Raw genomic sequence first — 26,972 nt, 5'->3', positions numbered from 1 at the left:
TCATCAAATAGGCGAAATGAGTGTCTGCAGCACCACAGATAGCTGAAGCTCGCCAAAACTATCGCGATGCTTTCTCGTCTTCAGAAACAGAAGCCCTATAAATTTCCCGGAGAAAAATAATCATGTCGTATGCAGGAATTTCCGTTCGCGAAGCACTAGACAAACTGAACGCACCGAACAATGGGTGGTTTTTGCCACAGGTACAACGGCAATATGTATGGGGGGCACGCCATGAGTCAGAAGACTATGTATGCCTCTTACTAGACTCGCTTCTCAAGCGCTATCCTATTGGCGGTGTGGTGCTATGGGAAACCGATCAGAAGGTGCCATATCGCCGCTTCGTAGGAGATTACTCGCCGGGGCGATTTGCCCATCAGGTGGATGAAGGGCTTTGGGGAGCCCCCAAGGCGCTGGTCTATGATGGCCAGCAGCGTTTACAGACCCTGTACTCTGTACTGCGCCACCGCTTCAACGGACGGGTACTTCACTACGACCTATTGTTCGACCCCTCTACAGCCGAATCTGATGAAACCGGATTTCTGTTCCGCGATGCCAGCGCATCAGCAGCCCCCCGCTACCTGCGCATGACTGAGCTGGCCTGTATGCGATGTAACGAGGACGAAAAAGTCGATCTCGAAGACCGCTCTCTCGATGCAGCAGGGGATGATAGAAATAAAAAATTGCAGGTTCGCCGAAACCTGAGCGCCTTGTGGGACATTTTTGTAGACGTCAACGTCAAGTCCATTGCCTACTTCTCAGTGAAAGCGGATACCCCTAAAGAGGTGAACGAGGTGTTCCGTCGCTTGAATACAGGCGGCGTGGCATTGACCCAGTTGGAGCTTGTACTTGGAAAAATCAAAGCTGTCCAATCTGACTACGAAGAAAAGCTCTGGGCGCTTTCCGAAAATATTTCCAAGAAAAGCGGCATCGAATTTTCGTCAACTGCGGTACTGCAGTTTTTTCATTTACTAGTCAAGAAAACCATTCGCATTGATGAAGACCGCTTGGAAAACTCTGACATTCAAGCCTTTAAGGATGTGCTGCAGAATGACATTGAGCCACTAGTAGAACTGTTTTCTGGGTATCTGAATGGCCTGTTAAATATAAATCACTCCTCCATCGTGCAGCGCTGGCTCGCAGTACTACCCATTGCGGTATATTTAACCGAGCGCAAGCGTAATGGGCACGAGTGGCGTATCCGTGCATTGAAAGCCGCAGAGTTACAGCTGATTCATCAATATTTTTTGCTGTCACAGTTCTGCGACTGGAATACCCAGACTATGGTCAATTCCTTTTCACGTGAGGCTGTGGAGAACGGCAAAGCAGGTAAGACGTTTCCTCTTGAACGGATTCGCAATATTGCTATCGAGAAAAACCGCACAGCTGAGCTGCATGAATACCAGTTACTAAGCCAGCCCTGGCTGGCCACCAAGGTAATCATGCCAAGTCGCAGCTACATTTTTCATGATAGTAAGCCGCAAGTGGATCATATTTTCCCGATGAACCTGGCAGGCCAGGGGCAATCTTATCGGGAGGCTGTGGACGTGTTGTGGAACTTCCAGCCTATGCCTGCCGAAGTCAATAACTACAAACGCGCTCGCCACCCACAAGAGTTTTTCAAGAGTGCGGATGGCAGTAAGTATTTGGCGTCATATGACTTTATCGTCGAAGCTACGTCGGACCTTTGGAACAACCATCTTGACTTTGTGAATGGCCGAAAACAGAAGATGCTGGCCGCATTAAATAATCTGTATGGACTCACACTTGCAGTTCCGCAGAAGACAGTTTGATTTTACAGTTACAAACCATCAAGGCTTCAAACTCCGTCAACATCACTCATGCGCCCTACCTTTTCATGAAAAATCCTAGTACATTTGCCAGATCACTGGCCGAATTCGCTAGCGCATGAAAAACCCCAGCTTGCTAGACCTCGAAGTGGAATCCGCAGAAGAACAAACCGGGACATGCCATCGGCGCGTGGCTCGCCGTGATGCAGAACTCCGAGCACTCAATGTGGCGCTACGCCTAACCTTGAACCGACTGTGCTTAGCACCTGATGCGACCCGCGAATTTCTTAAGGAGCTGAATGCTGAGCTTCAACGAGATTGCTCAGTGGTAACCAATCCAACCGTCCATGGGTACTATCAGCAAGGGATAGTAGGAATGATCGAATATATTGGTAAGCAGCTGACGAAGATACAGCACAAGGACTTATAGCTACGCCTCCATCTTGCCTACCGAACAATCTACGGCAAGATGCAATACATGCAGCGTGCAAATCTATACGCGGTAATGGCCGCCTTATCTCCTCTGGTCGACAAACAGAAGTGCCTTACCTTCGGACCTCTATAGAAGCCGCCGCTGCAACAAGAGAACATATGGGAATAGCGTGGGTGCAGAGAAAACTCCGGATCGGATACGCCCAAGGCACCAAAATCGTCAGCGCACTATGCGAAGCTGGGATATTTGTAGCAAGTCAAGATCCAAGCCAAGGCCCCTACAAAGTGACGACCGCAGTATAGCGCCGCAGAAGAAGAGCTAGAAGGTAGACAAGGCTCATTAGGAAGTCGATTGCAGGTTCAAGGTCAAAGCCACAAAGGTGATATCCGCTTAGAGTTCTTCGCCACTCGTGACGATTTGACTTTGATACTCTATCCCTCCACCGGGAAGGCCTGCGCGATATGGCGCCATCCGACCTCGCGGGTGGTGAAAGGTAGTCACCAACCACCTACGAGCCGTGACAGTAAGGCACCCATTTGACTACCTGTCAAGCGGGACTCACCACCTTCCAACCCCAGAGCGTACCGGACACGATCAGCACTCCTCCGAGAAAAATGGCAAACCACTTCGCCACCAGCACCGATGCACGGAAAACTGGCTCACCTCGCTTCACTCTCTCCCACTCTCGCTTCAAAAACGGCTGAGCCAAAGCCATAAGAATGTCCAGCTCGCTTTCCACACTTCCAGCAGAATCGTAGGCCTCAAGGACCCTCTCGACCTGTGCCAATAGCGCCTCGCCGCCAGGTTCACTTGGGTTGAGGCGGAGCCGAATTGCGTACCGTGATTGAAGTAGTCTCAGTCGGTTCTCAGCGAAGAAATCCGGCTTAAGCGCGCGCTCTGCCGCAGCTTCGCTGGACTCCTTGATCGTGCTTGCCGTGAGAGTCTTCCAATCAACATAAATCGGCTGAGCATCTAGTCTTTGAAGGTTAGCTGCAAATTCTATGAGGTCTTGACGGAAGCCATCAATCCATGCCTGGCGAAATTCAGATGTCTTTTGTTCTTTCGAAATGACGAGGGCCAGAAACGAAACGACCGCAGCAATGCAAGCCGCAACGATCGGACCTAGGACAGGAAGAAATTGCGCAGCAGTCAACATCGATGCAACCTAACGTAATGTAGACCGCACCAACGCGTAGGCCATCTCTGGCAGCTGTGGTCTACATTGGCAGGTTGAAGACTGGCTACATGGCTTGTAGCCTAGCACTGAGGCACACATGCCACTTGCAAATGCGGTAATAAGTTCAACCATAAAAACCGTCGCGCCTCCTCTGTTGCCCACCACACGGTTAATTGATCATATCCGTAAACGGATTTTTTGCAGACACTATAGCTCGCGTATTGAGGAGGCTCATATGCAATAAGTGCAGGTTTTTATGAAGTGGCAGGGTTTGCGGCCTTCACAAGATGTGGAATGGCAAGAGGCTTAGGGTCTTCAGGCCATCCCGTCCAAGAGCGGCAGGCACGCAGATCACGTCAACGGTTAGATGACGCAAAGAAATTGAACGACTCGTCGATCGTGGCTACATATGGAATGACGCAGACCAACCTCATTCATTTGCGTCAATCGCGCGCCTTTGCCGAAGCGAATCAAGATAATCCGCCCATTGCTGCATCATGCGCCGCCGCTGGACCAGATATTGCGTGCGGTTGTAGGCGCGCCCATTCGCATCTTTCACAGCGTGGGCCAGTTGCGCCTCAATGACCATGGGATCAACTTCCAACCGCTCCGCAAGCATCGTGCGAGCTGTTGCTCGAAAGCCATGCCACGTCTGAATCTCCGCCGTATAGCCCATCGTGATCAACGCCGTGCGCACCGAGTTCTCTGATATCGGCCGGTCATGATTGCGCTCGCCAGGAAATACCAAGGCTCCACAACCTGTCAATGGATGCAGCCCCCGCAGTATCTCCACTGCCTGGGTGGATAAAGGCACTAAGTGCGGGTCCCCATATTCCTTGCCCTCCTTGCCACGCTTCATTCGAGCTGCAGGTATGGTCCAGAGCGCGCCATCCAGATCGACCTCGGCCCATGCCGCCCCCCGAAGTTCTCCGGGACGTTGGAACAGCAAGGGGGCGAGCTGCAATGCGGCACGCACAATGAGCCCTCCCCTGTAGGCTTGGATGGCCCGCAGCAACTCCCCCAACTTTTCAGGATCGGTGATGGCCGCGAAATGCTTGCCACGGTATGGTGACAGCGCCCCCTTCAAGTCGCCGGTGATGTCACGCTCCACCCTCCCCGTTGCCACCCCATAGCGCCAAACCTGACGGGCCACCATCAGCCCACGATCCGCCGTCTCCATGGCACCGCGCGCCTCGATCTTGCGCAGGGTCGCTAGTAACTCCACCGGTTCGATATCAGCCAGCCGACGATTACCCAGCCAAGGGAACAGATCCCGCTCCAACTGCCGCAGTACACGAACCGCATGTGTGTCACTCCACTGGGCCTTCTGCTTGCCGAACCACTCCAGAGCAACCACCTTGAAGGTATCGCCTTCCGGGTTCATAGCCTTGAGCTTCTCGACCCTGCGAACCTGGACTGGGTCCACCCCCGTGGACTTCTGCAGCCTGGCCACATCCCTGGCCTTGCGCGCCGCTGCCAAGCTGACCGTGGGGTAGCTGCCAAGCGCCATCCGCCCTTCCTTCCCGTTGTACCGGTACTTCCAGAACCAGCGCTTGGATCCCGCAGGGGAAATCTCCAGGTACAGACCTCCCGAGTCGGCCAGGCGTTCTCGCTTGGCGTCGGGGGAACAAACAGCGTTTCGGCACTTCAAATCGGTCAGCATGGGGGAACAACTCCTGAGACTTTTGGGCCTTTCTCCCTCGAGAACGGGGGAACAATTGCCTAAATTCTACGATTTTTTGCCCTGTTCCCCCACTCGTTCCCCCATCCCACCTCGGAAGTTAGCGAATCCTCCCGGACGGCAATGAACGCCAAGTCATTGATTCTTCAAAGAAAAAAGGCGTTCACCGGATGTTGGTGAACGCCTTTGGACATTATAGTGGTGGAGCTGGCGGGAATTGAACCCGCGTCCGTAAGCCTTCGTCGGCCAGATCTACATGCTTAGCGTTCTGGTTTGGATCTCGCTGGCCATGGCGCGCAGACGCACGCTCCACAGCCGGCCAGTACCCTTGGATCTCGCCACATGCCAAGGTACCCGGTATGCAGCCAGCTCATGTAAATTCCCTTGCAGCCGGGAGGTATTGCTACCCCCTTGCCCAGCCCATCAGCATGCTGTTGCAAGGCTCACCGGATTTAAGCGGCGAGTGCGAAACGTTCGTCGTTTGCAGTTAGTTTTTTGAATGGAGATTTACGAGCGTCACTCAAGCTCGGCATGCACCGTACCAATCCCGAACCCACGTCGAAACCGGGACAGCCCCATGGCGCCTATTTTAGGCCAGATTCAGCCGTTTCAAGAGTTCGATGGGCGATGCGATCACCGCATCGGCCTGCCAGTGCGCGACCGACTGCCTTTCGCCCAGGTAGCCATACACCGCCGCCACGGTGCGCATGCCTGCCGCCTTGCCGGCCTGGATGTCGCGCTCGTCGTCGCCCACATAGACACAGGCCTCGGGCTCGACGCCGATGCGCCGAGCGGCCTCCAGCAGCGGTTCGGGATGCGGCTTGGAATGCGGTGTGGTGTCGCCGCTGACGATCGCGCCGGCCGTGGCGAACAATGGCATCTGCCGGGTCAGGGGTTCGGTGAAGCGCTTGGACTTGTTGGTGACCACGCCCCAGTGCAGCCGCCGCTGGACCAGGTCGTCCAGCAATTGCGGCACGCCATCGAAAATCGTGGTCGCCTGCGTCATGCGCCGTTCATAGTTCTGGAAGAACTCTTCCCGCATGTCGGCGAAGGCCACATCTTCCGGCGACATGCCGAAGGCAATTCTCAGCATGCCGCGGGCGCCGGAACCCGCCAACGGCCGGTATCTGTCCAGCGGCAGCGAGGGCATGCCTCGCGCCACCCGCATCTGGTCCGCGGCGGCGCCCAGGTCGGGGGCGCTGTCGATCAAGGTGCCGTCCAGGTCGAACAGCACCGCCTTGATGGAATTTGTCAACAATGTAGAACCTCGACCGCTCAGGCTGCCGGCCGACGCACGGCCATCAGGTAATTGACGCTGGTATCGTCGCTCAGCCGGTAGCGCCGTGTCAGCGGGTTGTATTCCAGGCCCTTGGTGTGCTCGATGTCGAGGCCGGCCTGCCGGCAGTAGGATGCCAGCTCGCTCGGGCGGATCATCTTGGCGTATTCGTGCGTGCCGCGCGGCAGCATGTTGAGCACATATTCCGCCCCCACGATGGCCAGCATGAAGGCCTTGGCATTGCGGTGGATGGTGGAGAGAAAAACCCAGCCGCCAGGCTTGACCAGGCGACCGCAGGCCTGCACCACCGAGGCCGGGTCGGGCACATGCTCCAGCATTTCCATGCAGGTGACGGTATCGAAGCTCTGCGGCTGCGCATCGGCCAGCGCTTCCACGCTGATGGACTGGTAGCGGATGTTCGGCGTGCCGGCCTCGAGTGCATGCAACTGCGCCACGCGCAAGGCCTTGTCTGCCAGGTCGATGCCCAGCACCGTGGCGCCTTTGCGCGCCATCGAGTCAGCCAAGATGCCGCCGCCGCAGCCTACGTCCAGCACCTGCTGGCCCGCCAGCGGCGAGATGCGGTTGATCCACTCCAGCCGCAGTGGATTGATCTGGTGCAAGGGCTTGAATTCGCTCTCGGGGTCCCACCAGCGGGATGCCAGCTCCGAAAACTTGGCAAGCTCGGCTGGATCAGCATTCAGGGTTTCGCTCATAGCAGGCGATTGTCCACCAATTCAATGTCACGATCTCCATAAAAAAAGCCCCATCGCTGGGGCTTTTTGGAGAACGGTAACCGAGGCGATTACTTGGCCTTGGCGGTACCGACCACTTCGATTTCCACGCGGCGGTTCTTGGCACGGCCGGCGGCGGTACGGTTGTCGGCCACGGGTTGCTTCTTGCCCTTGCCTTCGGTGTACACGCGGTTCTTGTCGATGCCCTTGGACACCAGGTATGCCTTCACGGCTTCGGCACGGCGCACCGACAGCTTCTGGTTGTAGGCGTCGGAGCCGATGGAGTCGGTGTGGCCCACGGCGATGATCACTTCCAGGTTGATGCCCTTGACCTTGGAGGCCAGGTCGTCCAGCTTGGCCTTGCCTTCGGGCTTCAGCACCGACTTGTCGAAGTCGAAGAATGCGTCGGCGGCGTAGGTCACCTTCTGGGTCTGTGCAACGGGAGGAGCGACCGGAGCGGGAGCCGGAGCAGGTGCGGCAGCCGGAGCAGGTGCGGGAGCGGCCTTTTGCAGCGCGCCGTCGCAGCCTTCAGCAGCGGTGGCGGGGGTCCAGTTGGCATCGCGCCAGCACAGTTCGTTGGTGCCGTTCTTCCAAACCAGTTCGCCCGTACCGTTTTGCCAGTTGTCGACAACATTGCCGCCGTCGGCAGCCTTGATTTGTGCGCCAGCGGCGGTTGCAAGCGCTGCAGAGGCAAACAACATCGCCACTTTGTTCAGTTTCTTCATGGTTCTCCTCTTGGGGAAAAAGCCGCAGCCGCGCTGCGAATCAAGACGTCATCAGTGACCATCACCAAAAACGTTCTAACCGATTGTGCCATAGGAGCGCCGGATGGATAGAGTTATCTGTAGCGCCAGGTACAAGACAAAAGCGCAACACGCCTAGAATGTTGCCGTGATGCAACAACGGGAAGCGCCTAAAATGCCTCCCGACTTCCGTCCATCGGCACAGACCTTATGACCCAGTTTGCTAAAGAAACCCTTCCTATCAGCCTCGAAGAGGAAATGCGCCGCAGCTATCTCGATTACGCGATGAGCGTGATCGTGGGCCGCGCGCTGCCCGACGCGCGCGATGGCCTGAAGCCGGTGCACCGGCGGGTTCTCTATGCAATGCACGAGCTCAACAACGACTGGAACCGCCCCTACAAGAAGTCGGCGCGTATCGTCGGCGACGTGATCGGTAAATACCACCCGCACGGCGACACCGCGGTGTACGACACCATCGTGCGCATGGCGCAGGATTTCTCGCTGCGCCACATGCTGGTCGACGGCCAGGGCAACTTCGGCTCGGTCGACGGCGACAACGCGGCCGCCATGCGGTACACCGAAATCCGCCTCTCCAAGATCGCCCACGAGATGCTGGCTGATATAGATAAGGAGACGGTGGACTTCGGCCCCAACTACGACGGCAGCGAGCAGGAGCCGCTGGTGCTGCCGGCGCGGCTGCCCAACTTGCTGGTCAACGGCTCGGCGGGCATCGCGGTGGGCATGGCCACCAATATCCCGCCGCACAACCTCAACGAGGTGGTGGATGCCTGCCTGCACCTGCTGGCGCATCCCGATGCCTCGGTGGACGACCTGATGGAGATCGTGCCCGCGCCCGACTTTCCCACCGCCGGCATCATCTACGGCATCAATGGCGTGAAGGACGGCTACCGCACCGGCCGCGGCAAGGTGGTGATGCGCGCCAAGTGCCATTTCGAGGATATCGACAAGGGCCAGCGCCAGGCCATCATCGTCGACGAGCTGCCCTACCAGGTCAACAAGAAGACGCTGCAGGAGCGCATGGCCGAGCTGGTGCACGAGAAGAAGCTGGAGGGCATCAGCCACATCCAGGACGAGAGCGACAAGTCGGGCATGCGCCTGGTGATCGAGCTCAAGCGCGGCGAAGTGCCCGAGGTGGTGCTGAACAACCTGTACAAGCAGACGCAGTTGCAGGACACCTTCGGTGTGAACATGGTGGCGCTGATCAACGGCCAGCCGCGCCTGTGCAACCTGAAGGACCTGGTGCAGGTGTTCCTGGAGCACCGCCGCGAGGTGGTGACCCGCCGCACGGTGTTCGAGCTGCGCAAGGCGCGCGACCGCGGCCATGTGCTGGAAGGCCTGGCCGTGGCGCTGGCCAATATCGATGACTTCATCGCCATCATCCGCAACGCGCCCACGCCGCCGGTGGCCAAGGCCGAGCTGATGGCCCGCTCGTGGGACAGCAAGCTGGTGCGCGAGATGCTGACCCGCACGCGCGAGGACGGCGGCGTGGTCAATGCCGACGACTACCGCCCCGAAGGCCTGGAGGCCGAGTTCGGCCTGGGCCAGGACGGGCTGTACCGCTTGTCGGAGACGCAGGCGCAAGAGATCTTGCAGATGCGCCTGCAGCGCCTGACCGGCCTGGAGCAGGACAAGATCGTCGCCGAGTACAAGGAGGTGATGGCGGTGATCGAGGATCTGCTCGACATCCTGGCCAAGCCGGCGCGCGTGTCCATCATCATCGGCGAGGAGCTCAACGCCATCAAGACCGAGTTCGGCCAGACCAAACTGGGCGCGCGCCGCAGCGAGGTGGAGTACAGCGCACAGGATCTGTCGACCGAAGACCTGATCACCCCGACCGACATGGTGGTCACGCTCAGCCACACCGGCTACATCAAGAGCCAGCCGCTGTCCGAATACCGTTCGCAAAAGCGCGGCGGCCGCGGCAAGCAGGCCACGGCCACCAAGGAAGACGACTGGATCGACCAGCTGTTCATCGCCAACACGCACGACTACCTGCTGTGCTTCTCGAACAAGGGCCGTTTGTACTGGCTCAAGGTCTGGGAGGTGCCGGCGGGCTCGCGCGGCTCGCGCGGCCGGCCGATCGTCAACATGTTCCCGCTGCAGGACGGCGAGAAGATCAACGTGGTGCTGCCGCTCACCGGCGAGTACCGCAGCTTCCCGGCCGACCACTATGTGTTCATGGCCACCAGCATGGGCACCGTGAAGAAGACCGCGCTCGACGAATTCAGCAACCCGCGCAAGGCCGGCATCATCGCGGTGGGCCTGGACGAGGGCGACTATCTGATCGGCGCGGCGCTGACCGATGGCAAGCACGATGTGATGCTGTTCAGCGATGGCGGCAAGGCCGTGCGCTTCGACGAGAACGATGTGCGCCCCATGGGCCGCAATGCGCGCGGCGTGCGCGGCATGAACCTGGAGGAAGGCCAGAGCGTGATCGCCATGCTGGTCGCCGAGGCCGACGCCGCAGAGCGTGAGAACCCGGAGTCAACACGCACCAGCGTATTGACCGCCACCGAGAACGGCTACGGTAAGCGCACCTCCATCGTCGAGTACACCCGCCACGGCCGCGGCACCAAGGGCATGATCGCGATCCAGCAAAGCGAGCGCAACGGCAAGGTCGTCGCCGCCACGCTGGTGCATGCCGATGACGAGATCATGCTGATCACCGACACCGGCGTGCTGGTGCGCACCCGCGTGGCCGAGATCCGCGAACTCGGCCGCGCCACCCAGGGCGTGACGCTGATCAGCCTGGACGAAGGCGCCAAGCTCAGCGGCCTGCAGCGCATCGTCGAAAACGATGCCAACGCGGCCGAAGGCGAGACCGAAGCCGGCACGGATACTGGCGCGCACACCGGCACGCCAGGCGACACCAGCGCTGGCGAATGAGCCCGCCCAGCAACCATTTTCATTCATAGCACCATGCATCGTCCCTACAACTTCTCGGCGGGTCCGGCCGCGATTCCGCAAGAGGTCCTCCAGCAAGCCGCGAGCGAGATGCTCGACTGGCGCGGCAGCGGCATGAGCGTGATGGAGATGAGCCACCGCGGCAAGGAATTCATCTCGATCTGCGAAAAGGCCGAGGCCGATTTCCGCCAGCTGCTGGCCGTGCCCGAGCAGTTCCACATCCTGTTCATGCAAGGCGGCGGCCTGGCCGAAAACGCCATCGTGCCGCTGAACCTGTCGCGCGGCGGCGCGGTGGACTTCGTGGTCACCGGCAGCTGGAGCCAGAAGTCGCTCAAGGAAGCCGGCAAGTACGCGCAGGCGGCGGTCGCCGCATCGGCCGAAGGCAGCGGCTTCACCCGCATCCCCGATCCGGCCGGCTGGCAGCTCAACCCCCAGGCCGAATACCTGCATATCTGCAGCAACGAGACCATTCACGGCATCGAGTTCCAGACCTTGCCCGACCTGCGGGCGCTGGGCAGCCAGGCGCCGCTGGTGATCGACTTCTCGTCGCATGTGGCCTCGCGCCCGGTGGACTGGAGCCGCGTGGGCCTGGCCTTCGGCGGCGCGCAGAAGAATCTTGGCCCCGCCGGGCTGACGCTGGTGGTGGTGCGCGACGACCTGCTCGGCCGCGCGCTCGACATCTGCCCCAGCGCCTTCAACTACCAGACGGTGGCGGCCAACCAGTCGATGTACAACACGCCGCCCACCTGGGGCATCTACATCGCGGGCCTGACCTTCGAGTGGATCCTGCGCCAGCGCGAAGGCGGGCTGCAGGGCGTGGCGGCGCTGGAGGCGCGCAACCGCGCCAAGGCCGAGCTGCTGTACGGCGCCATCGACCAGTCCGCGTTCTACGAGAACCGGGTCGCCGTGGACAGCCGCTCGCGCATGAACATACCTTTCTTCCTGAAGGATGAGTCGCGCAACGACGCCTTCCTGGCCGGCGCCAAGGAGCGCGGGCTGCTGCAGCTCAAGGGCCACAAGTCCGTGGGCGGCATGCGCGCCAGCGTCTACAACGCGATGCCCATGGCCGGCGTGCAGGCGCTGGTGGACTACCTGCGGGACTTCGAGCGCGCCAGCGCCTGAGATCGCACGACACACAAAAAAGGGAGCTGCCAGCGCTTTCACACCAATGATTTCAGATAGTTTTCATATTGAAAATCAATAGCAGCAAGCGCTAACAGCTATCAAAACCATGGCAGACAAAACTCCAAGCATCACCCCCCAGGCCAGCCCCGAGCTGGCCGACCTGCGCGTGCAGATCGATTCGCTGGACAACCAGCTGCTGCAGCTGCTCAACCAGCGCGCCCGCGTGGCCGAGCAGGTCGGCGAGCTCAAGAAGCACGAAGGCACGCCCTTCTTCCGGCCCGACCGCGTGGCCCAGGTCATCGACAAGATCCAGCGCGCCAACCCCGGCCCGCTCAAGGGCGCCCATGTCTCGGCCATCTGGCGCGAGATCATGTCGGCCTGCCTGGCGCTGGAGTCGCCCCAGCGCGTGGCCGTGCTCGGGCCGCAGGGCACCTTCTGCGAGCAGGCCGCGGTCGAGTACTTCGGCGGCGCGGCCGACCTGATGTACTGCGCCAACTTCGACGAAGTCTTCCATGCCACCGCCGCGGGCAGCGCCCAGTTCGGCGTGGTCGGGGTGGAGAACTCGAACGAAGGCGTGGTCACCCGCTCGCTGGACATGTTCCTGCACACGCCCTGCCATGTGGTGGGCGAAGTCAGCCTGCTGGTGCGGCACAACCTGCTGCGCCAGACCAATTCGCTCGATGGCATCGAGGCGGTGGCCGCGCACCCGCAGGCGCTGGCGCAATGCCAGGCCTGGCTGTCCAAGCACCTGCCGCATGCCGAGCGCCGCCCGGTGTCGAGCAATGCCGAAGGCGCGCGCCTGGCCGCGCTGCACCCCGAGATCGCGGGCCTGGCCAGCGAGCGCGCGGCGCAGCAGTTCGGCCTGCACATCGTGGCCCACGCCATCCAGGACGACGCCTACAACCGCACGCGCTTCGCCGTCATCTGCCTGCCGCACACGCTGGCCATGCCCGAGCCCACCGGCAAGGACTGCACCAGCCTCATCATCTCGGTGCCCAACCGCCCCGGCGCGGTGCACGACCTGCTGGTGCCGCTCAAGCGCCACGGCGTGTCCATGACCCGCTTCGAATCGCGCCCCGCGCGCACCGGCCAGTGGGAGTACTACTTCTACATCGACCTCGACGGCCACCCCTCGCAGCCCCATGTGGCCAAGGCGCTGGCCGAGCTGCAGCAGCTCGCCGCCTTCTACAAGGTGCTGGGCGCCTACCCGGTAGGGAGTTGACGTGTTCCAACGACTGGCACTGATCGGGTGCGGCCTGATGGGCGGCTCGTTCGCGCTCGCGATGAAGCAGGCCGGCCTGGTCAAGCGCGTGGCGGGCTACAGCAAGTCTGCCGCCACCACCGCCAAGGCCTTGCGCCTGGGCGTGATCGACGAGGAGGCCGGCTCGGCCGCGGCCGCCGCCACGGGCGCCGACCTGGTGCTGCTGGCGATTCCCGTTGCCGCCACCGAGGCCGCGCTGCGCTCCATCAAGGACCTGGCGGGCCCCGGCACGCTGATCATGGACGTGGGCTCCACCAAGCAGGACGTGGTGCAGGCCGCCCGCGCCGGGCTGGGCGAGCGCTTTGGCTGCTTCGTGCCAGCCCACCCGATCACCGGCAAGGAGGTCTCGGGCGTGGAGCATGCCGAAGCCAGCCTGTACGCCGGCCAGCAGGTGGTGCTCACGCCCACCGCGCAGACCCATGAGGAGCAGCTGCGCGCGGCCGAGGCGCTGTGGCGGGCCCTGGGCAGCCAGGTGAGCCACATGTCGCCCGAGGCGCACGACTCGGCGCTCGCCGCCAGCAGCCATGCGCCGCACCTGGTGGCCATGGCCTACATGAACTCCATCGTCGGCCAGGCCGACGGCGGGCGCCTGCTGGCGCTGGCCGGCCCGGGCTTTCGCGACTTCACCCGCATCGCCGCCGCCGACACCACCATGTGGCGCGACATCTTCCTGGCCAACCGCAGCGAGGTGCTCAAGCAGATCCACCAGCTGCGGCACATGCTGGGCCAGTACGAGGCGGCGCTGCTGTCCGGGCAGGCGCAGCGCCTCGAAGGCCTGATCGACCAGGCCCGCACCGCGCGCTCGCAATGGCAACCGCCATCGCAGCCGCCATCGCAACTGCAATCGCGCCCGGGCAACATCCCCGCATCCACCGGCAGCGCGCCTGCCTGAGCCCAACCGCCCCACGTTCATCTTCATGTACGCCACCGCTTTCATCGATCTCCCCGCCCTGCAAAGCGCCCATGGCGAGGTGCAGCTGCCCGGCTCCAAGAGCATCTCCAATCGCGTGCTGCTGCTGGCCGCGCTCAGCCGCGGCACCACCACCATCCACGACCTGCTCGACTCCGACGACACCCAGGTCATGCTGCAGGCGCTGCGCCAGCTGGGCTGCGCGGTGGTGCGCAGCACCGATGCGGCGCAGCTCAACAGCTACCACATCACCGGCATCGCCGGCCAGCTGGCGCCGGGCATGGCCACGCGGGTGAGCAAACTCTTCCTCGGCAATGCCGGCACCGCGATGCGCCCGCTCACCGCCGCGCTGGCGCTGCTGGGCGGCGAGTTCGAGATGAGTGGCGTGCCGCGCATGCACGAGCGCCCCATCGGCGACCTGGTGGATGCGCTGCTTCAGCTCGGCTGCCGGGTGGACTACCTGGGCAACCCGGGCTACCCGCCGCTGGCCATCCACCCCACGGCGGCCTCGCAGCTGCGGCTGCAGGCGCCGATCCGGGTGCGCGGCGACGTCTCCAGCCAGTTCCTCACCGCGCTGCTGATGGCGCTGCCGCTGGTGGCGCGGCAGGACATCCAGATCGAGGTCGTCGGCGAGCTGATCTCGCGGCCCTACATCCACATCACGCTGGAGCTGCTCAAGCGCTTCGGCATCCTGGTCGGCAATGACCGCTGGCAGCGCTTCACCATACCGGCCGGCAGCCACTACCAGTCGCCCGGCACCATCCATGTCGAGGCCGACGCCTCGTCCGCCAGCTACTTCATCGCGCTCGGCGCGATAGCCGCCAAGGGCCAGGGCGGCGTCAAGGTCCTGGGCGTGGGCGCCGACTCCATCCAGGGCGACATCCGCTTCATCGAGGCGGCCGAGGCCATGGGCGCGCATGTCGCGAGCGGCCCGAACTGGCTGGAAATCCGGCGCGGAACCTGGCCGCTCAAGGCCATCGAGCTGGACTGCAACCACATCCCCGATGCGGCGATGACCCTGGCCGTGATGGCCTTGTACGCCCAGGGCACGACCACGCTGCGCAACATCGCCAGCTGGCGCGTCAAGGAGACCGACCGCCTCGCCGCCATGGCGATCGAGCTGCGCAAGCTCGGCGCCACGGTCGAGGAAGGCGCCGACTACCTGCGCGTGACGCCGCCCGCGCATGCCGAGGCCTGGAAACCCGCCAGCATCCACACCTACGACGACCACCGCGTGGCCATGTGCTTCTCGCTCGCGGCCTTCAACCCCGCCGGGCTGCCGGTGCGCATCGAAGACCCCAAGTGCGTGGCCAAGACCTTTCCGGACTATTTCGAGGCGCTGTTCTCGGTGGTGCGCCCTGTGCCCGGCAGCGTGCCGGTGATCTGCATCGACGGGCCCACCGCCTCGGGCAAGGGCACGCTGGCCGCGGCGGTGGCCGAGCGGCTCGGCTACCACTTGCTCGACTCCGGCGCGCTGTACCGCATCGCCGGCCTGGCCGCAGCGCGCGCAGGCATACCGATCAACGCCGAGCATGCGGCCCAGATCGCGGCGCTGATCGCGCAGCTGGACATCCGCTTCACGCCGCAGCAGGGCGTGCTGCTCGACGGCGAGGACGTGAGCCTCGCCATCCGCACCGAAGAGGCCGGCATGAACGCCTCGATGGTCTCGGCGCTGCCCGCGGTGCGCCAGGCGCTGGTGCAGATGCAGCACGATTTCCGCGGCCTGCCGGGGCTGGTGGCCGACGGGCGCGACATGGGCACGGTGATCTTCCCGCTGGCGCCGCTGAAGGTCTATTTGACCGCCAGCGCCGAAAAACGCGCCGAAAGACGCCATAAGCAGTTGATCGAAAAAGGAATACCGGCTAAAATAGCCGACCTTCGCGCGGACCTTGAAGCGCGGGATGCGCGCGACATGCAGCGCAGCACCGCCCCACTTCACGCCGCGCAGGATGCGGTGCTGCTGGACAACTCCGATCTTTCGGTCAACGAGGCCGTCGATCAGGTGCTTGCCTGGTGGGCACAGCGCCAGCCTTTTGCCTGACCGGGCAGCAGGCTGAAGCCGCCCCCGCGGCCTTCCACTGACGGCGTCTGACCCTGGGTCTCGCGGTCATGGGCTGCAGGGTTTTGCAACCTTAACCCGCGGAACCTTCCGCAAACTACCTGCGCATACAGCCATAGAAACGATAGCAATAGTGCTGTCGGAAACCTGCATGCGTCTGAGGAACCACATGTCTGAATCTTTTGCCGCCCTGTTTGAAGAATCGCTGCAACGCACCGAAATGCGCCCCGGCGAGGTCATCACCGCCGAAGTCGTGCGCGTTGAGCACAACTTCGTCGTCGTGAACGCTGGCCTCAAGTCCGAAGCCTACGTGCCGATCGACGAATTCAAGAACGACCAGGGCGAAATCGAAGTCCAGGTGGGCGACTTCGTGTCGGTCGCCATCGGCTCGATCGAAAACGGCTACGGCGACACCATCCTGTCGCGCGACACCGCCAAGCGCCTGGCTTCGTGGCTGGCTCTCGAAAAGGCCCTGGAATCGGGCGAATTCGTGACCGGCACGACCTCCGGCAAGGTCAAGGGCGGCCTCACGGTGCTGGTCAACGGCATCCGCGCCTTCCTGCCCGGCTCGCTGATCGACACCCGTCCGGTCAAGGACCTGACCCCCTACGAGAACAAGACCCTGGAATTCAAGGTCATCAAGCTCGACCGCAAGCGCAACAACGTGGTGCTGAGCCGCCGCGCCGTGGTGGAAGCCTCGATGGGCGAAGAGCGCGCCAAGCTGATGGAAACCCTGAAGGAAGGCTCCATCGTCAACGGCGTGGTCAAGAACATCACCGAATACGGTGCCTTCGTCGACCTGGGTGGCATCGACGGCCTGCTGCACATCACCGACATGGCATGGCGCCGCGTGCGCCACCCGTCCGAGGTGGTGCAGGCCGGCCAGGAAATCACCGCCAAGATCCTCAAGTTCGACACCGAGAAGAACCGCGTCTCGCTGGGTCTGAAGCAAATGGGCGACGATCCCTGGATGGGCGTTTCGCGCCGCTACCCGGCCAACACCCGCCTGTTCGGCAAGGTCACGAACATTGCCGACTACGGCGCGTTCGTCGAGCTGGAGCCCGGCATCGAAGGCCTGGTGCACGTCTCCGAGATGGACTGGACCAACAAGAACGTCGCTCCTTCCAAGATCGTGTCGCTGGGTGACGAAGTCGAAGTCATGGTCCTGGAGATCGACGAAGACAAGCGCCGCATCTCGCTGGGCATGAAGCAGTGCCGCGCCAACCCCTGGCAAGAGTTTGCCCAGAACACCAAGCGCGGTGACCGCGTGAAGGGCCCGATCAAGTCGATCACCGACTTCGGCGTGTTCGTGGGCCTGGCCTCGGGCATCGACGGCCTGGTGCACCTGTCCGACCTGTCCTGGAACGAGCCCGGCGAATCCGCCGTGCGCAACTACAAGAAGGGCCAGGAAGTGGAAGCCATCGTGCTGGCCGTGGACGTGGACCGCGAGCGCATCTCGCTGGGCATCAAGCAGCTCGACAGCGACGCCTTCACCACCTTCTCGACCGTGAACGACAAGGGCCAGACCGTGACCGGCAAGGTCAAGTCGGTGGACGCGCGCGGCGCTGAAATCGACCTGGGCGACGACGTGGTCGGCTACCTGCGTGCTTCCGAAATCTCGCAAGACCGCGTGGAAGACGCCCGCAGCGTGCTCAAGGAAGGCGACGAAGTGACCGCCGTGGTGACCAACGTCGACCGCAAGAACCGCAGCATCCAGCTGTCGATCCGCGCCAAGGACCAGGCCGACCAGCACCAGGCCATGGCCTCGCTGTCGGCACAGTCCGCCAAGGAAAACGCCGGCACGACCAGCCTGGGCGCCCTGCTGCGCGCCAAGCTGGACAGCTCCGACAAGTAATCCAGCGCCAGCGTCCGCCCTGCCCTGGCAGGGCGGATACCTACGCAAGGATGGGCGCCTCGGCGCCCATCCGTTTTTGCCACCATCGATACCGCCACTCGCATGACCCGATCCGACCTCATCGAAGAGCTTGCCGCCCGCTTCCACCAGCTGACCCAGCGGGATGCGGAGCAAGCCGTCAAAACGATTCTGGACGCCATCGAGGATTCGCTGGTGCGCGGCCAGCGCATCGAGATCCGGGGTTTTGGCAGCTTCACCATCACCCACCGCCAGCCACGCCTGGGCCGCAACCCGCGCTCGGGCGAATCGGTGCACATTCCCGCCAAGCGCGTGACCCATTTCAAGCCCGGCAAGGCCCTGCGCGAAGCCGTGGACGATGCGCCCGCCATCGCCGCCGCCACCCCGACCGCCGGCCCCGAGAAAAACTAAGCATTTTTTTCAACTCGGCGCCTTGCCAGCAAGCGCATGAAGCTATCAAACATAGAGCTCTCAAGCGACTCCCCCGCCCCGCCAGCGACACCGTAGAATCGCGTGATCCACGGGGCCTCGTATGAAATACCTCCTGTGGCTGCTCAAGGCAGCCATTTTTTTTACCCTCTTCGCCTTCGCGCTGAACAACCAGCGCGACGTGGTGGTGCACCTGTTCTTCGGCGCGCAGTGGAGCGCGCCGCTGGTGCTGGTGGTGCTGGTGGCGTTCAGCGCCGGTGTCGCGGTCGGGGTGGTCGGCATGGTGCCGCGCTGGTGGAAGCACCGCAAGGCCGCGATGCGCCCGGCCCACGCGCCCGCGGAGCCTGCCGCCCCCTCGGCCGAGCCGGCCGCGCCCTCCGTGCCCAAGACCGAATCGAGCTTCCATGGAATTTGACCTGACCTGGATCCTGCTGGGCCTGCCCGCGGCCTTCGTGCTCGGCTGGCTGGCCTCGCGCTTCGACCTGCGCCAGATGCGGCGCGAGAACAAAAGCGCTCCCAAGGCCTATTTCAAGGGCCTGAACTTCCTGCTCAACGAGCAGCAGGACAAGGCCATCGACGCCTTCATCGAAGCGGTGCAGAACGACCCCGACACCGCCGAGCTGCACTTCGCGCTGGGCAACCTGTTCCGCCGCCGCGGCGAATACAACCGCGCGGTGCGGGTGCACGAGCACCTGCTGTCGCGGGCCGACATCTCCAAGGAAGAGCGCGACCGCGCGCAGCATGCGCTGGCGCTGGACTTCCTCAAGGCCGGCCTGCTCGACCGGGCCGAGGACGCGCTCGCCAAGCTCGACGACACCGCCTTCGAAAACGAGGCCCGGCTCTCGCGCCTGGCCATCTACGAGCGCGCGCACGACTGGCCCCAGGCCGCCGCCATCGCGCGCCAGATGCAGCAGCAAGGCCAAGGCGAGTACAGCGTGCGCATCGCCCACTACCTGTGCGAGCAGGCGCTGCAGCAGCAGGCCGACGGCCAGCTCGATGCCACGCGCGAGCTGCTCGACCAGGCGCTGGCCGCCGCGCCGCAGGCCCCCCGCCCGCACATCGAACTGGCGCGCCTGCAGCAAAAGCAGGGCCAGCTATCCACCGCGCTCGACACCCTGGTGGCACTGGCCGCGGCCTCGCCGGCCTCGGTGGCGCTGGTGGCGCAGCTGATGACCGAGCTCGGCCGCGCCACCCGGCGCCAGGCCGAGGTGCACCAGCTGCTCGAAACCAACTACCAGCAGTCGCCCTCGCTCGATGTGCTGCAATGCCTGGTCAGCCTGGACGCGGAAGTGCCCGGCGCCGACCCCGCGGCCCCGCGCGCACGCGAGCGCTATGTGCAACACCTGCAGCACGAGCCCTCGCTGGTGGCCGCCAGCCGCTGGCTCGAAGGCGAAAGGCTGGAGCACGAGCAATACCATGCCGCGGTGCAGCGTGCGCTGGACAACGCCACCAAGCCCCTCACCCGCTACCGCTGCGCGGCCTGCGGCTTCGAGGCGCGCCAGCATTTCTGGCAATGCCCCGGCTGCCAGACCTGGGACAGCTACCCTCCCCGCCGCGTGGAAGAGCTGTAACCGCCTTGCCCATGCAGCAGCACCAGCAGCGGCCTCCCCGGCGCGCCACCGGCTGGCTGGCTGGCGGCGGACTATGGCTGCTGGGCTGGATCGCGGCCCTTGGGCTCGAAGGCCATGCCGACCAGGGCAGCCAGGCGCTGCCGCTGGTGCTGGCGCTGGCCATGGCCGGGCTGTGGTGGCCGACCTGGATGGCGGTGGCCTCCAGCGCAGTCACGGTGGTGGTCTTCAACTGGCTGTTCATCTCGCCGCGCGGCACGCTGCAGGTGTCGCTGGCGCGCGACCTGCTCTTTCTCGGCGTGATGCTGGCGGTGAGCGGCGGGGTCACGCTGCTGATGGCGCGCCAGCGCCGGCTGGCCAGCGCCAGCCAGCGGCATGCGCAGCGCGTGCAGGAGCTGTATGCGCTGTCAGAGGCCTTGCGCCTGGCGCAGGCCCCGGCGGCGGTCTACGCCGCGCTCGATGCGGCGCTGTCGGCCTCGTGCCAGGCAGCGGCCGCGGTGCAGGCGCTGTTGCGCACGGCTGCAGCAGGCGATCCGCCCTTTGCCCCCCCTTTCGGCGCACCCAGCGGCGACGAGCTCAGCGGCCTGCGGCTGTGCTGCGAGCAAGGCCAGCCCATGGGCCCAGGCACCCATGTGTACGACAACCAGCCCGGCTGGTACCTGCCGGTGCGCGGCATGCACCGCCTCCAGGGCGCGGTGCTGGTCAAGCCCGTGCCCGCGCTGCTGCACGATGCGGCCCAGCGGCGCCAGGCCCAGGCCATGTGCGACCTGGCGGGCCAGGCGCTGGAGCAGCTGCAGGCCGCTGCCCAGGCGCAGGCCGCGCAGCAGGCGGCGCAGGTGCATGCGCTGCGCAACACCATGCTCGCGGCCGTGTCCCACGACTACCGCACGCCGCTGGCCAGCATCCTGGGCGCGGCCTCGTCGCTGTGCCAGCAGGGCGAGCGGCTCGCGCCGCCGCAGCGCCAGCGCCTGGCGGCCACCATCGTCGACGAGGCCAGCCAGCTCGCCCGCCTGACCGACAACGCGCTGCAGCTGGCGCGGCTCGATGGCGGCGCCGCCAGCCTGCACCGCGACTGGGAGTCGCTGGAGGAGCTGGTGGGCGCGGTGCTGCGCCGGGTGCGCGAGCGCGATCCCGGGCGGCGGGTGCGCGCCCGGCTCGACGCCCGGCTGCCGCTGGTGCAGTGCGATGCGGTGCTGATGGTGCAGCTGCTCGAAAACCTGATCGACAACGCGCTGAAGTACGCCCCACCCGCCACGCCTATCGACATCGTGGGCCGCAGGCGCGGCGCCAGGCTGGGGTTGGCGGTCTGCGATCGCGGCCCGGGTATTTCGCAGGCCGAGCTGCCCCGGCTGCTGACCCCTTTCGAACGCGGCAGCGCAGGCCAGGCCTCGGGCGCGCGCGGTGCTGGCCTGGGGCTGGCGCTGTGCGATGCCGTGGCCCGCGCCCATGGCGCGCCGCTGGGTATACGCAACCGCCGCGGCGCGGGCTGCTGCGTGGGCCTGTGCCTGCGCATCACCGCCGTGCCGGACATGGCCCTGGAGGAGCCGCGATGAGCCTGCGGGTGCTGCTGGTCGAGGATGACCCCGAGCTGCGCGCCACCTTGCGCGAGGTGATGCGCGTCGAGGGCTACGAGGTGGCCTCGGCCGCCAGCCTGGCCGATGCCGCCACGCAGTTCAGGCACGCGCAGACCCAAGCACCAGGTCGAGGGTGCCAGGAGTTGCGCGCCTTCGACCTGGTGGTGCTCGACCTGGGCCTGCCCGATGGCGAGGGGCGCGACTTCCTGCAGGCGGTGCGCCAGTGCTCGGCCTGCCCGGTGCTGATCGTCTCGGCCCGGCACGACGATGGCCAGAAGATCGAGCTGCTCGATGCCGGCGCCGACGATTATCTGGTCAAGCCCTTCGGCGCCGGCGAGCTGCTGGCGCGCATGCGGGTGGCCCTGCGCCACCGCGGCCGGCGCATCGAATCGGCGCTCACGCACTACCGCGGCCACGGCGTGGAGATCGACCTGGCGCGCCGCGCGGTGCTGCGCAACGGCCTGCCGGTGCACCTGACCCCCAACGAATTCGCGCTGCTGGCCGTGCTGGTGCGCAACACCGGGCGCGTGGTCACCCACCGGCAGCTGCTGTCGGAGGTATGGGGCCCCGAGCACACCGCCGACACCCACTACCTGCGCCTGTACATGGCGCAGCTGCGCACCAAGCTCGAAGCCGTGCCGGCGGAGCCGCAGCTGCTGCTCACCGAAACCGGCGTGGGCTACCGGCTGGCCGAGGAGCGCTAAGCGTTGCGCGTTGCGCGGCGAACGCTCAACGCCCGCCCCCATTCCATATGCTTTCCTGATGCGGCCTTGCCGATACTGCCGGCTCGGCAACTCTGCATCTGCGCAACATGAGCGAACTTCGGCAGCCCGGGCACGACGGCGGCGCCCATCTCGGCAAGCAAGGCCTGGGCGCCTTGACGCTGGGCGCACTCGGCGTCGTGTATGGCGACATCGGCACCAGCCCGCTGTACACCGTCAAGGAAGTGTTCGCGCCCCACACCGGCGTGGCGCTGAACGCGGCCAACCTGATCGGCGCGATCTCCACCATCTTCTGGGCGCTGATGCTGGTGGTCACGCTCAAGTACGTGGTCCTGATCCTGCGCGCCGACAACCATGGCGAAGGCGGCGGCCTGGCGCTCACCGCGCTGGCGGCGGCCGCGGTCAAGCAGCAGCCGCGGCTGCGCCGCGCGCTGCTGCTGCTGGGCGTGTTCGGCGCCAGCCTGTTCTATGGCGACAGCGTCATCACGCCGGCCATATCGGTGCTGGGCGCGGTCGAGGGGCTGGAAGTCATTGCGCCCGGCCTCGAAAGCCTGGTGCTGCCCATCACCGTGGCGGTGCTGCTCGGGCTCTTCATGGTGCAGCAGTTCGGCACGCACTGGGTGGGCCGCTTCTTCGGGCCGGTGCTCACGCTGTGGTTCCTGGTGCTGGGCGGCATAGGCCTGTGGCACATTGCGCAGCACCCGGCCATCCTGGCCGCGCTCAACCCGCTGCATGCCTGGGACTTCATCGCCGCGCGCGGCTGGAAACTGCTGGCCACGCTGGGCGCGATCGTGCTGGCGCTGACCGGCGCCGAAGCCTTGTATGCCGACATGGGGCATTTCGGCCGCCGCCCGATCCAGCTCGCCTGGAGCGGCCTGGTGCTGCCCGCGCTGGCGCTCAACTACATGGGCCAGGGCGCGCTGCTGATGGGCGATCCGCAGGCCATAGAGAACCCGTTCTACCGCCTGTTTCCCGACTCCTGGCTCATCCCGGCGGTGGCGCTGGCCACGCTGGCGGCCATCATCGCGTCGCAGGCGGTGATCTCGGGCGCGTATTCGATGACCAAGCAGGCCATGCAGCTCGGCTTTCTGCCGCGCATGGCGATCCAGTACACCTCGGCGCGCGAGGCCGGCCAGATCTACATCCCCGCGGTCAACTGGCTGCTGCTGCTGGCCGTGATTGCGGCGGTGCTGCACTTCGGCAGCTCGTCGGCCCTGGCCTCGGCCTACGGGATCGCGGTGACGCTGACCATGGCGATCACCACCATCCTCACCTTCTTCGTGGTGCGCAGCGCCTGGCGGCTGCCGCTGCCGCTGGCGCTGCTGGCCACGGTGTTCTTCCTGGCGGTCGACCTGCTGTTCGTGGCCGGCTGCGCGGTCAAGCTCTTCGAGGGCGGCTGGTTCCCGCTGGTGCTGGGCGCGCTGCTGTTCACCGGCATGAGCACCTGGGCGCGCGGGCGACAGCTGCTGCTCGAAGGCATCCACCGCGACGGCCTGGAGCTGCTGCCCTTCATCGAGGGGCTCGATCCGCGCAGCCTGCACCGCAGCACGCGCACCGCGGTCTACCCGGCCTCCGATCCGTCCACCGTGCCGCAGGCCCTGCTGCACAACCTCAAGCACAACCAGGTGCTGCACGAGCGCAACATCATCCTGACCGTGCGCTTCCACGATGTGCCCTGGGTGCCGATGGCCAGGCGCATCGAGGTGCAGCCGCTGTCGCACTGCTTCTGGCAGGTGACGGTGCACTATGGCTTCATGAACGTGCCCGACGTGCCCAAGGCCCTGGAGCTGGCCGACTCGCACGGGTTGAAGATCCCCACCTTCGAGACCTCGTTCTTCGTGAGCCGCGAGACGGTGGTGCCGGTACCCGGCTCGGGCATGGCCAACTGGCGCGAGCGGCTCTTCGCCGCGATGACGCGCAACGCCGGCGGCGTGGTGGAGTTCTTCAGGCTGCCCGACAACGCGGTCGTCGAGCTGGGCACGCGGGTGCAGATCTGAGGTCTGTGATCCAAAGGCCTTACGCCAGCGCGAAGCGAAAGACCGCGCCGCGCCGCGGCGCCGGCTGCACCAGCTCGATGTGGCTGCCGTGCAGCTGCAGGATGCGGTGCACGATCATCAGCCCCAGGCCACCGCGGCGGCTGGCGGACGGCGTGCCCAGCCCGGTGAACGCCGGGCGCTCGAACAGGCCGGCCTGCAGCGCGGCGGGAATGCCCGGCCCGGTGTCGCTCACCGTCACCTGCACGCCGCCGGCCTGCGGCCGCAGCTGCACCTGGATCTCGCCGCCGGCCGGCGTGCTGCGCACCGCGTTGTCGAGCAGGTTGACCAGCACGCGCTCGATCATCGCCAGGTCGGCGGTGACCGCCGGCAGGCCGGGCGCGATGTCGGCCACCAGGCGCAGGCCGCGGGCCTCGGCCGCCAGCTCGAATTTCTGGAACACGTCCTGCACCAGGTCGGACAGCGCGAAGCGCTCCAGCTCGGGCTTGACCACGCCGTACTCCAGCCGCGCCAGCTCGAACAGCTCCTGCGCCAGCCGGCTCACCTTGCGGCTCTGGTCCAACGCGATGTCGAGGTAGCGGCGGCGCTCGTCGGGCGTGAGCAGCTCGGCCTTCATGCGCAGGGTTTCGAGATAGCCATGCAGCGAGGTCAGCGGCGTGCGCAGGTCGTGCGAGAGATTGGCGAACAGCTCGCGCCGCTGCTGGTCCTGCGCGCGCAGTGCCTGCCACTGCTCGGCGCTGCGCCGGGCCAGCCGGGCGAAGGCCTGGCCCAATACCGCGATCTCGCCGCCGCCGCGCTCGGCCTGCGCCAGCAGCGGCTCCACCTGCGGCCAGGCCGCCGCCAGGCCGTCGGGCTCCAGGCTGCGCACCGCGCCGGTCAGCGCGCGCAGCGGCCGGGTGATGAGGCGAAAGGCCACCAGCCCCGCCACCAGGCCGAGCAGCGCCACCAGCGCCATCGACCACAGCAGCGTGCGCAGCACGCTGCTGGCGCCCAGGCTGGCGGCCAGGGTCTCGCGCTCCTCGCCCTGCAAGATGACATACACATAGCCCGCATCGTGCCCCTGCAGCTGCAGCGGCGCGGCGCTGAAGACCTTGCGCCCACCGCTGCCCGCACTGCTGCGCGGATCGTCGCCCAGCACCGGCAGCGCGGCGCCGCGCAGCAGCGCGCGCACCGGCGCCAGATCCACCCGCTCGCGCTTCACATGGCCGGGCGGCGCCGCATGCGCCGCGATGCGGCCGTCGGCATCGAGCAGGTAGACCTCCACGCTGGGGTTGACGGCCATCAGCTTGTCGAACAGCTCGTGCACCGCGCCGGCATTCAGGCCCTGCGGCTGCACCAGTGCCGGATAGCCGGCGATATGCGCCGCCAGGCCGCTGGACAGGCGCTGCACCACCTCTTGCTCGTGGCGCTCGCTGGCGCGCATCTGCAGCGCCAGCGACACCGCGCAGCAAGCCAGCAGCAGCGCGGCGAACACCAGCGACAGGCGCTGCGACAGGGACGGGGACAGGCGCGCGCTCATGGCGTGGCCTCCACCAGCTTGTAGCCCCGGCCCCAGACGGTAAGGATGCGCCGGGGCTCGGCCGGATCGGGCTCGATCTTCATGCGCAGCCGGTTGATGTGGGTGTTGACCGTGTGCTCGTAGCCGTCGTGCTGGTAGCCCCAGACCTGGTTGAGCAGGTCCAGCCGCGAGAACACCTTGCCGGGATGGCGCGCAAAGAAATGCAGCAGGTCGAACTCGCGCGGCGTGAGCTCGATGCGCCGCCCGTCGATCTGCACCTCGCGCGCCAGCGGGTCGATCGACAGCCCGCCCAGCGACAGCACGCCCGCATCGAGCTGCGCATTGCGCGCCAGCGCATCGCTGCGGCGCAGCAGCGCACGCACCCGGGCCACCAGCTCCAGCATCGAGAACGGCTTGGCCAGGTAGTCGTCGGCCCCCAGCTCCAGGCCCAGGATGCGGTGCACCTCGCTGGAGCGGGCGCTGGTGATGATGATGGGGGTGTAGTGCGTCATCGCGCGCACGCGCCGGCAGATCTCCAGGCCGTCCACGCCGGGCAGCATCAGGTCGAGCACCAGCGCATCCCAGCCGCCCTGCTCCACCGCGCGCATGCCGGCATGGCCGTCGGCCACATGCTCCACCGCATAGCCCTCGTCGCGCAGGTGCATGCGCAGCAGCTCGGCGATATGGGCATCGTCCTCGACGATCAGTACGCGTTTGCCAGGGTGTGTCATCCGGCCATTGTCCCGCAGCGGCGGCCGGCCAGGTATCACGATTTATTGAACTCTTGGTGAGGACTTCGCGAGCAGCGGCGGCAAACAATGCCGGCGTGTCTTTCAACCAACCAGGAGATCCACCATGAAGCGCATCACCACCACCGTGCTGGCCACCTGCCTTGCACTGGCCGGCCTGTCGGCCTACGCCGCCGACGACATGAAGAAGGACGCCATGGCCAAGGATGGCATGTCCATGGACAAGGACGCAATGAAGAAGGAGGATGCGATGAAAAAGGACGGCATGGCCAAGGACTCCATGCGCAAGGACGGCATGCAGGGCGAAATGCACAAGGGAGGCATGATGGGCGGCATGGCCAAGGACGGCATGGACAAGAAGGCCATGGACCAGGACGGCATGAAGAAATAGCCTCAAGCGGGTAATGCCGTTCACTTAGCAACCCGAAGCTGCTGCTTTTGAAGGCAGAGGCCGGGA

At 64.8% G+C, this 26,972-nt stretch carries 21 protein-coding genes and 1 other RNA gene; 14 read left to right on the top strand and 8 right to left on the bottom strand.

What is annotated here, in order from left to right:
• Positions 1-122 precede the first annotated feature (122 nt).
• The gene (locus tag ACODRX_RS18390; protein WP_488872983.1) at positions 123-1,790 is read left to right on the top strand and encodes a DUF262 domain-containing protein; all 1,668 of its coding nucleotides are present in this window, start codon (positions 123-125) and stop codon (positions 1,788-1,790) included.
• A gap of 977 nt (positions 1,791-2,767) precedes the next feature.
• Here the strand turns inward: ACODRX_RS18390 and ACODRX_RS18385 are convergent.
• From ACODRX_RS18385 to ompA, 6 genes are all read right to left on the bottom strand, one after another.
• A complete protein-coding gene (locus tag ACODRX_RS18385; protein ID WP_488872982.1) occupies positions 2,768-3,376 on the bottom strand; it encodes a hypothetical protein in 609 nt (202 codons plus the stop codon).
• Positions 3,377-3,827: 451 nt separating this feature from the next.
• Positions 3,828-5,060: a tyrosine-type recombinase/integrase gene (locus ACODRX_RS18380; protein ID WP_488872981.1), complete on the bottom strand. Its 1,233-nt coding sequence runs from the start codon at positions 5,058-5,060 to the stop codon at positions 3,828-3,830.
• A gap of 217 nt (positions 5,061-5,277) precedes the next feature.
• Positions 5,278-5,655, bottom strand: a transfer-messenger RNA (tmRNA) gene (gene ssrA / locus ACODRX_RS18375).
• Between the two features lie 12 nt (positions 5,656-5,667).
• The gene (gph, locus tag ACODRX_RS18370; protein ID WP_488872980.1) at positions 5,668-6,333 is read right to left on the bottom strand and encodes a phosphoglycolate phosphatase; all 666 of its coding nucleotides are present in this window, start codon (positions 6,331-6,333) and stop codon (positions 5,668-5,670) included.
• 20 nt (positions 6,334-6,353) lie between these two features.
• Positions 6,354-7,067 (bottom strand): bifunctional 2-polyprenyl-6-hydroxyphenol methylase/3-demethylubiquinol 3-O-methyltransferase UbiG, encoded by a 714-nt coding sequence (gene ubiG / locus ACODRX_RS18365; protein ID WP_488872979.1) that lies wholly within the window; start codon positions 7,065-7,067, stop codon positions 6,354-6,356.
• A gap of 89 nt (positions 7,068-7,156) precedes the next feature.
• Entirely contained in the window at positions 7,157-7,810 is a 654-nt protein-coding gene (gene ompA, locus ACODRX_RS18360) for an outer membrane protein OmpA (protein ID WP_488872978.1), read from the bottom strand.
• Positions 7,811-8,038: 228 nt separating this feature from the next.
• On the opposite strand from ompA, the gene gyrA reads away from it, so the two are divergent.
• The 12 genes from gyrA (at position 8,039) to ACODRX_RS18300 (ending at position 24,271) form a co-directional block, all read left to right on the top strand.
• Complete coding sequence (gene gyrA, locus ACODRX_RS18355) at positions 8,039-10,735, top strand: DNA gyrase subunit A (protein WP_488872977.1); 2,697 nt, start codon at positions 8,039-8,041, stop codon at positions 10,733-10,735.
• 33 nt (positions 10,736-10,768) lie between these two features.
• The gene (serC, locus tag ACODRX_RS18350; RefSeq protein ID WP_488872976.1) at positions 10,769-11,875 is read left to right on the top strand and encodes a 3-phosphoserine/phosphohydroxythreonine transaminase; all 1,107 of its coding nucleotides are present in this window, start codon (positions 10,769-10,771) and stop codon (positions 11,873-11,875) included.
• 109 nt (positions 11,876-11,984) lie between these two features.
• Entirely contained in the window at positions 11,985-13,100 is a 1,116-nt protein-coding gene (gene pheA / locus ACODRX_RS18345) for a prephenate dehydratase (RefSeq protein WP_488872975.1), read from the top strand.
• Position 13,101: 1 nt separating this feature from the next.
• Positions 13,102-14,031, top strand: coding sequence for a prephenate dehydrogenase (locus ACODRX_RS18340; protein ID WP_488872974.1), 930 nt, complete (start codon positions 13,102-13,104; stop codon positions 14,029-14,031).
• Positions 14,032-14,056: 25 nt separating this feature from the next.
• A complete protein-coding gene (locus tag ACODRX_RS18335; RefSeq protein WP_488872973.1) occupies positions 14,057-16,090 on the top strand; it encodes a bifunctional 3-phosphoshikimate 1-carboxyvinyltransferase/cytidylate kinase in 2,034 nt (677 codons plus the stop codon).
• A gap of 187 nt (positions 16,091-16,277) precedes the next feature.
• The gene (gene rpsA / locus ACODRX_RS18330; protein ID WP_488872972.1) at positions 16,278-17,963 is read left to right on the top strand and encodes a 30S ribosomal protein S1; all 1,686 of its coding nucleotides are present in this window, start codon (positions 16,278-16,280) and stop codon (positions 17,961-17,963) included.
• Positions 17,964-17,987: 24 nt separating this feature from the next.
• Positions 17,988-18,392, top strand: coding sequence for an integration host factor subunit beta (locus ACODRX_RS18325; RefSeq protein ID WP_488873022.1), 405 nt, complete (start codon positions 17,988-17,990; stop codon positions 18,390-18,392).
• A gap of 121 nt (positions 18,393-18,513) precedes the next feature.
• Entirely contained in the window at positions 18,514-18,825 is a 312-nt protein-coding gene (locus ACODRX_RS18320) for a LapA family protein (protein WP_488872971.1), read from the top strand.
• The gene (gene lapB, locus ACODRX_RS18315) at positions 18,815-19,981 is read left to right on the top strand and encodes a lipopolysaccharide assembly protein LapB (protein WP_488872970.1); all 1,167 of its coding nucleotides are present in this window, start codon (positions 18,815-18,817) and stop codon (positions 19,979-19,981) included. Before ACODRX_RS18320 ends, lapB begins: the two co-directional genes overlap by 11 nt.
• Before the next feature lie 11 nt (positions 19,982-19,992).
• Positions 19,993-21,531, top strand: a complete 1,539-nt coding sequence (locus ACODRX_RS18310) for a sensor histidine kinase (RefSeq protein WP_488872969.1) — start codon at positions 19,993-19,995, stop codon at positions 21,529-21,531.
• Positions 21,528-22,256, top strand: a complete 729-nt coding sequence (locus ACODRX_RS18305; protein ID WP_488872968.1) for a winged helix-turn-helix domain-containing protein — start codon at positions 21,528-21,530, stop codon at positions 22,254-22,256. Before ACODRX_RS18310 ends, ACODRX_RS18305 begins: the two co-directional genes overlap by 4 nt.
• A gap of 107 nt (positions 22,257-22,363) precedes the next feature.
• Positions 22,364-24,271 carry a potassium transporter Kup gene (locus ACODRX_RS18300; protein ID WP_488872967.1) on the top strand — a complete coding sequence of 636 codons (1,908 nt, stop codon included), beginning with the start codon at positions 22,364-22,366 and terminating at the stop codon, positions 24,269-24,271.
• Positions 24,272-24,290: 19 nt separating this feature from the next.
• On the opposite strand, the gene ACODRX_RS18295 is transcribed toward ACODRX_RS18300, so the two are convergent.
• Positions 24,291-25,787 carry a sensor histidine kinase gene (locus ACODRX_RS18295; protein WP_488872966.1) on the bottom strand — a complete coding sequence of 499 codons (1,497 nt, stop codon included), beginning with the start codon at positions 25,785-25,787 and terminating at the stop codon, positions 24,291-24,293.
• A complete protein-coding gene (locus tag ACODRX_RS18290; protein WP_488872965.1) occupies positions 25,784-26,497 on the bottom strand; it encodes a response regulator transcription factor in 714 nt (237 codons plus the stop codon). Before ACODRX_RS18290 ends, ACODRX_RS18295 begins: the two co-directional genes overlap by 4 nt.
• A gap of 124 nt (positions 26,498-26,621) precedes the next feature.
• On the opposite strand from ACODRX_RS18290, the gene ACODRX_RS18285 reads away from it, so the two are divergent.
• A complete protein-coding gene (locus ACODRX_RS18285; RefSeq protein WP_488872964.1) occupies positions 26,622-26,906 on the top strand; it encodes a pentapeptide MXKDX repeat protein in 285 nt (94 codons plus the stop codon).
• Positions 26,907-26,972: the final 66 nt, after the last annotated feature.

This window comes from Comamonas sp. FG99 (assembly GCF_057808605.1).
Note: the sequence above shows the minus strand (reverse complement) of the source record. Positions and strands in the feature narration are given on the sequence as shown.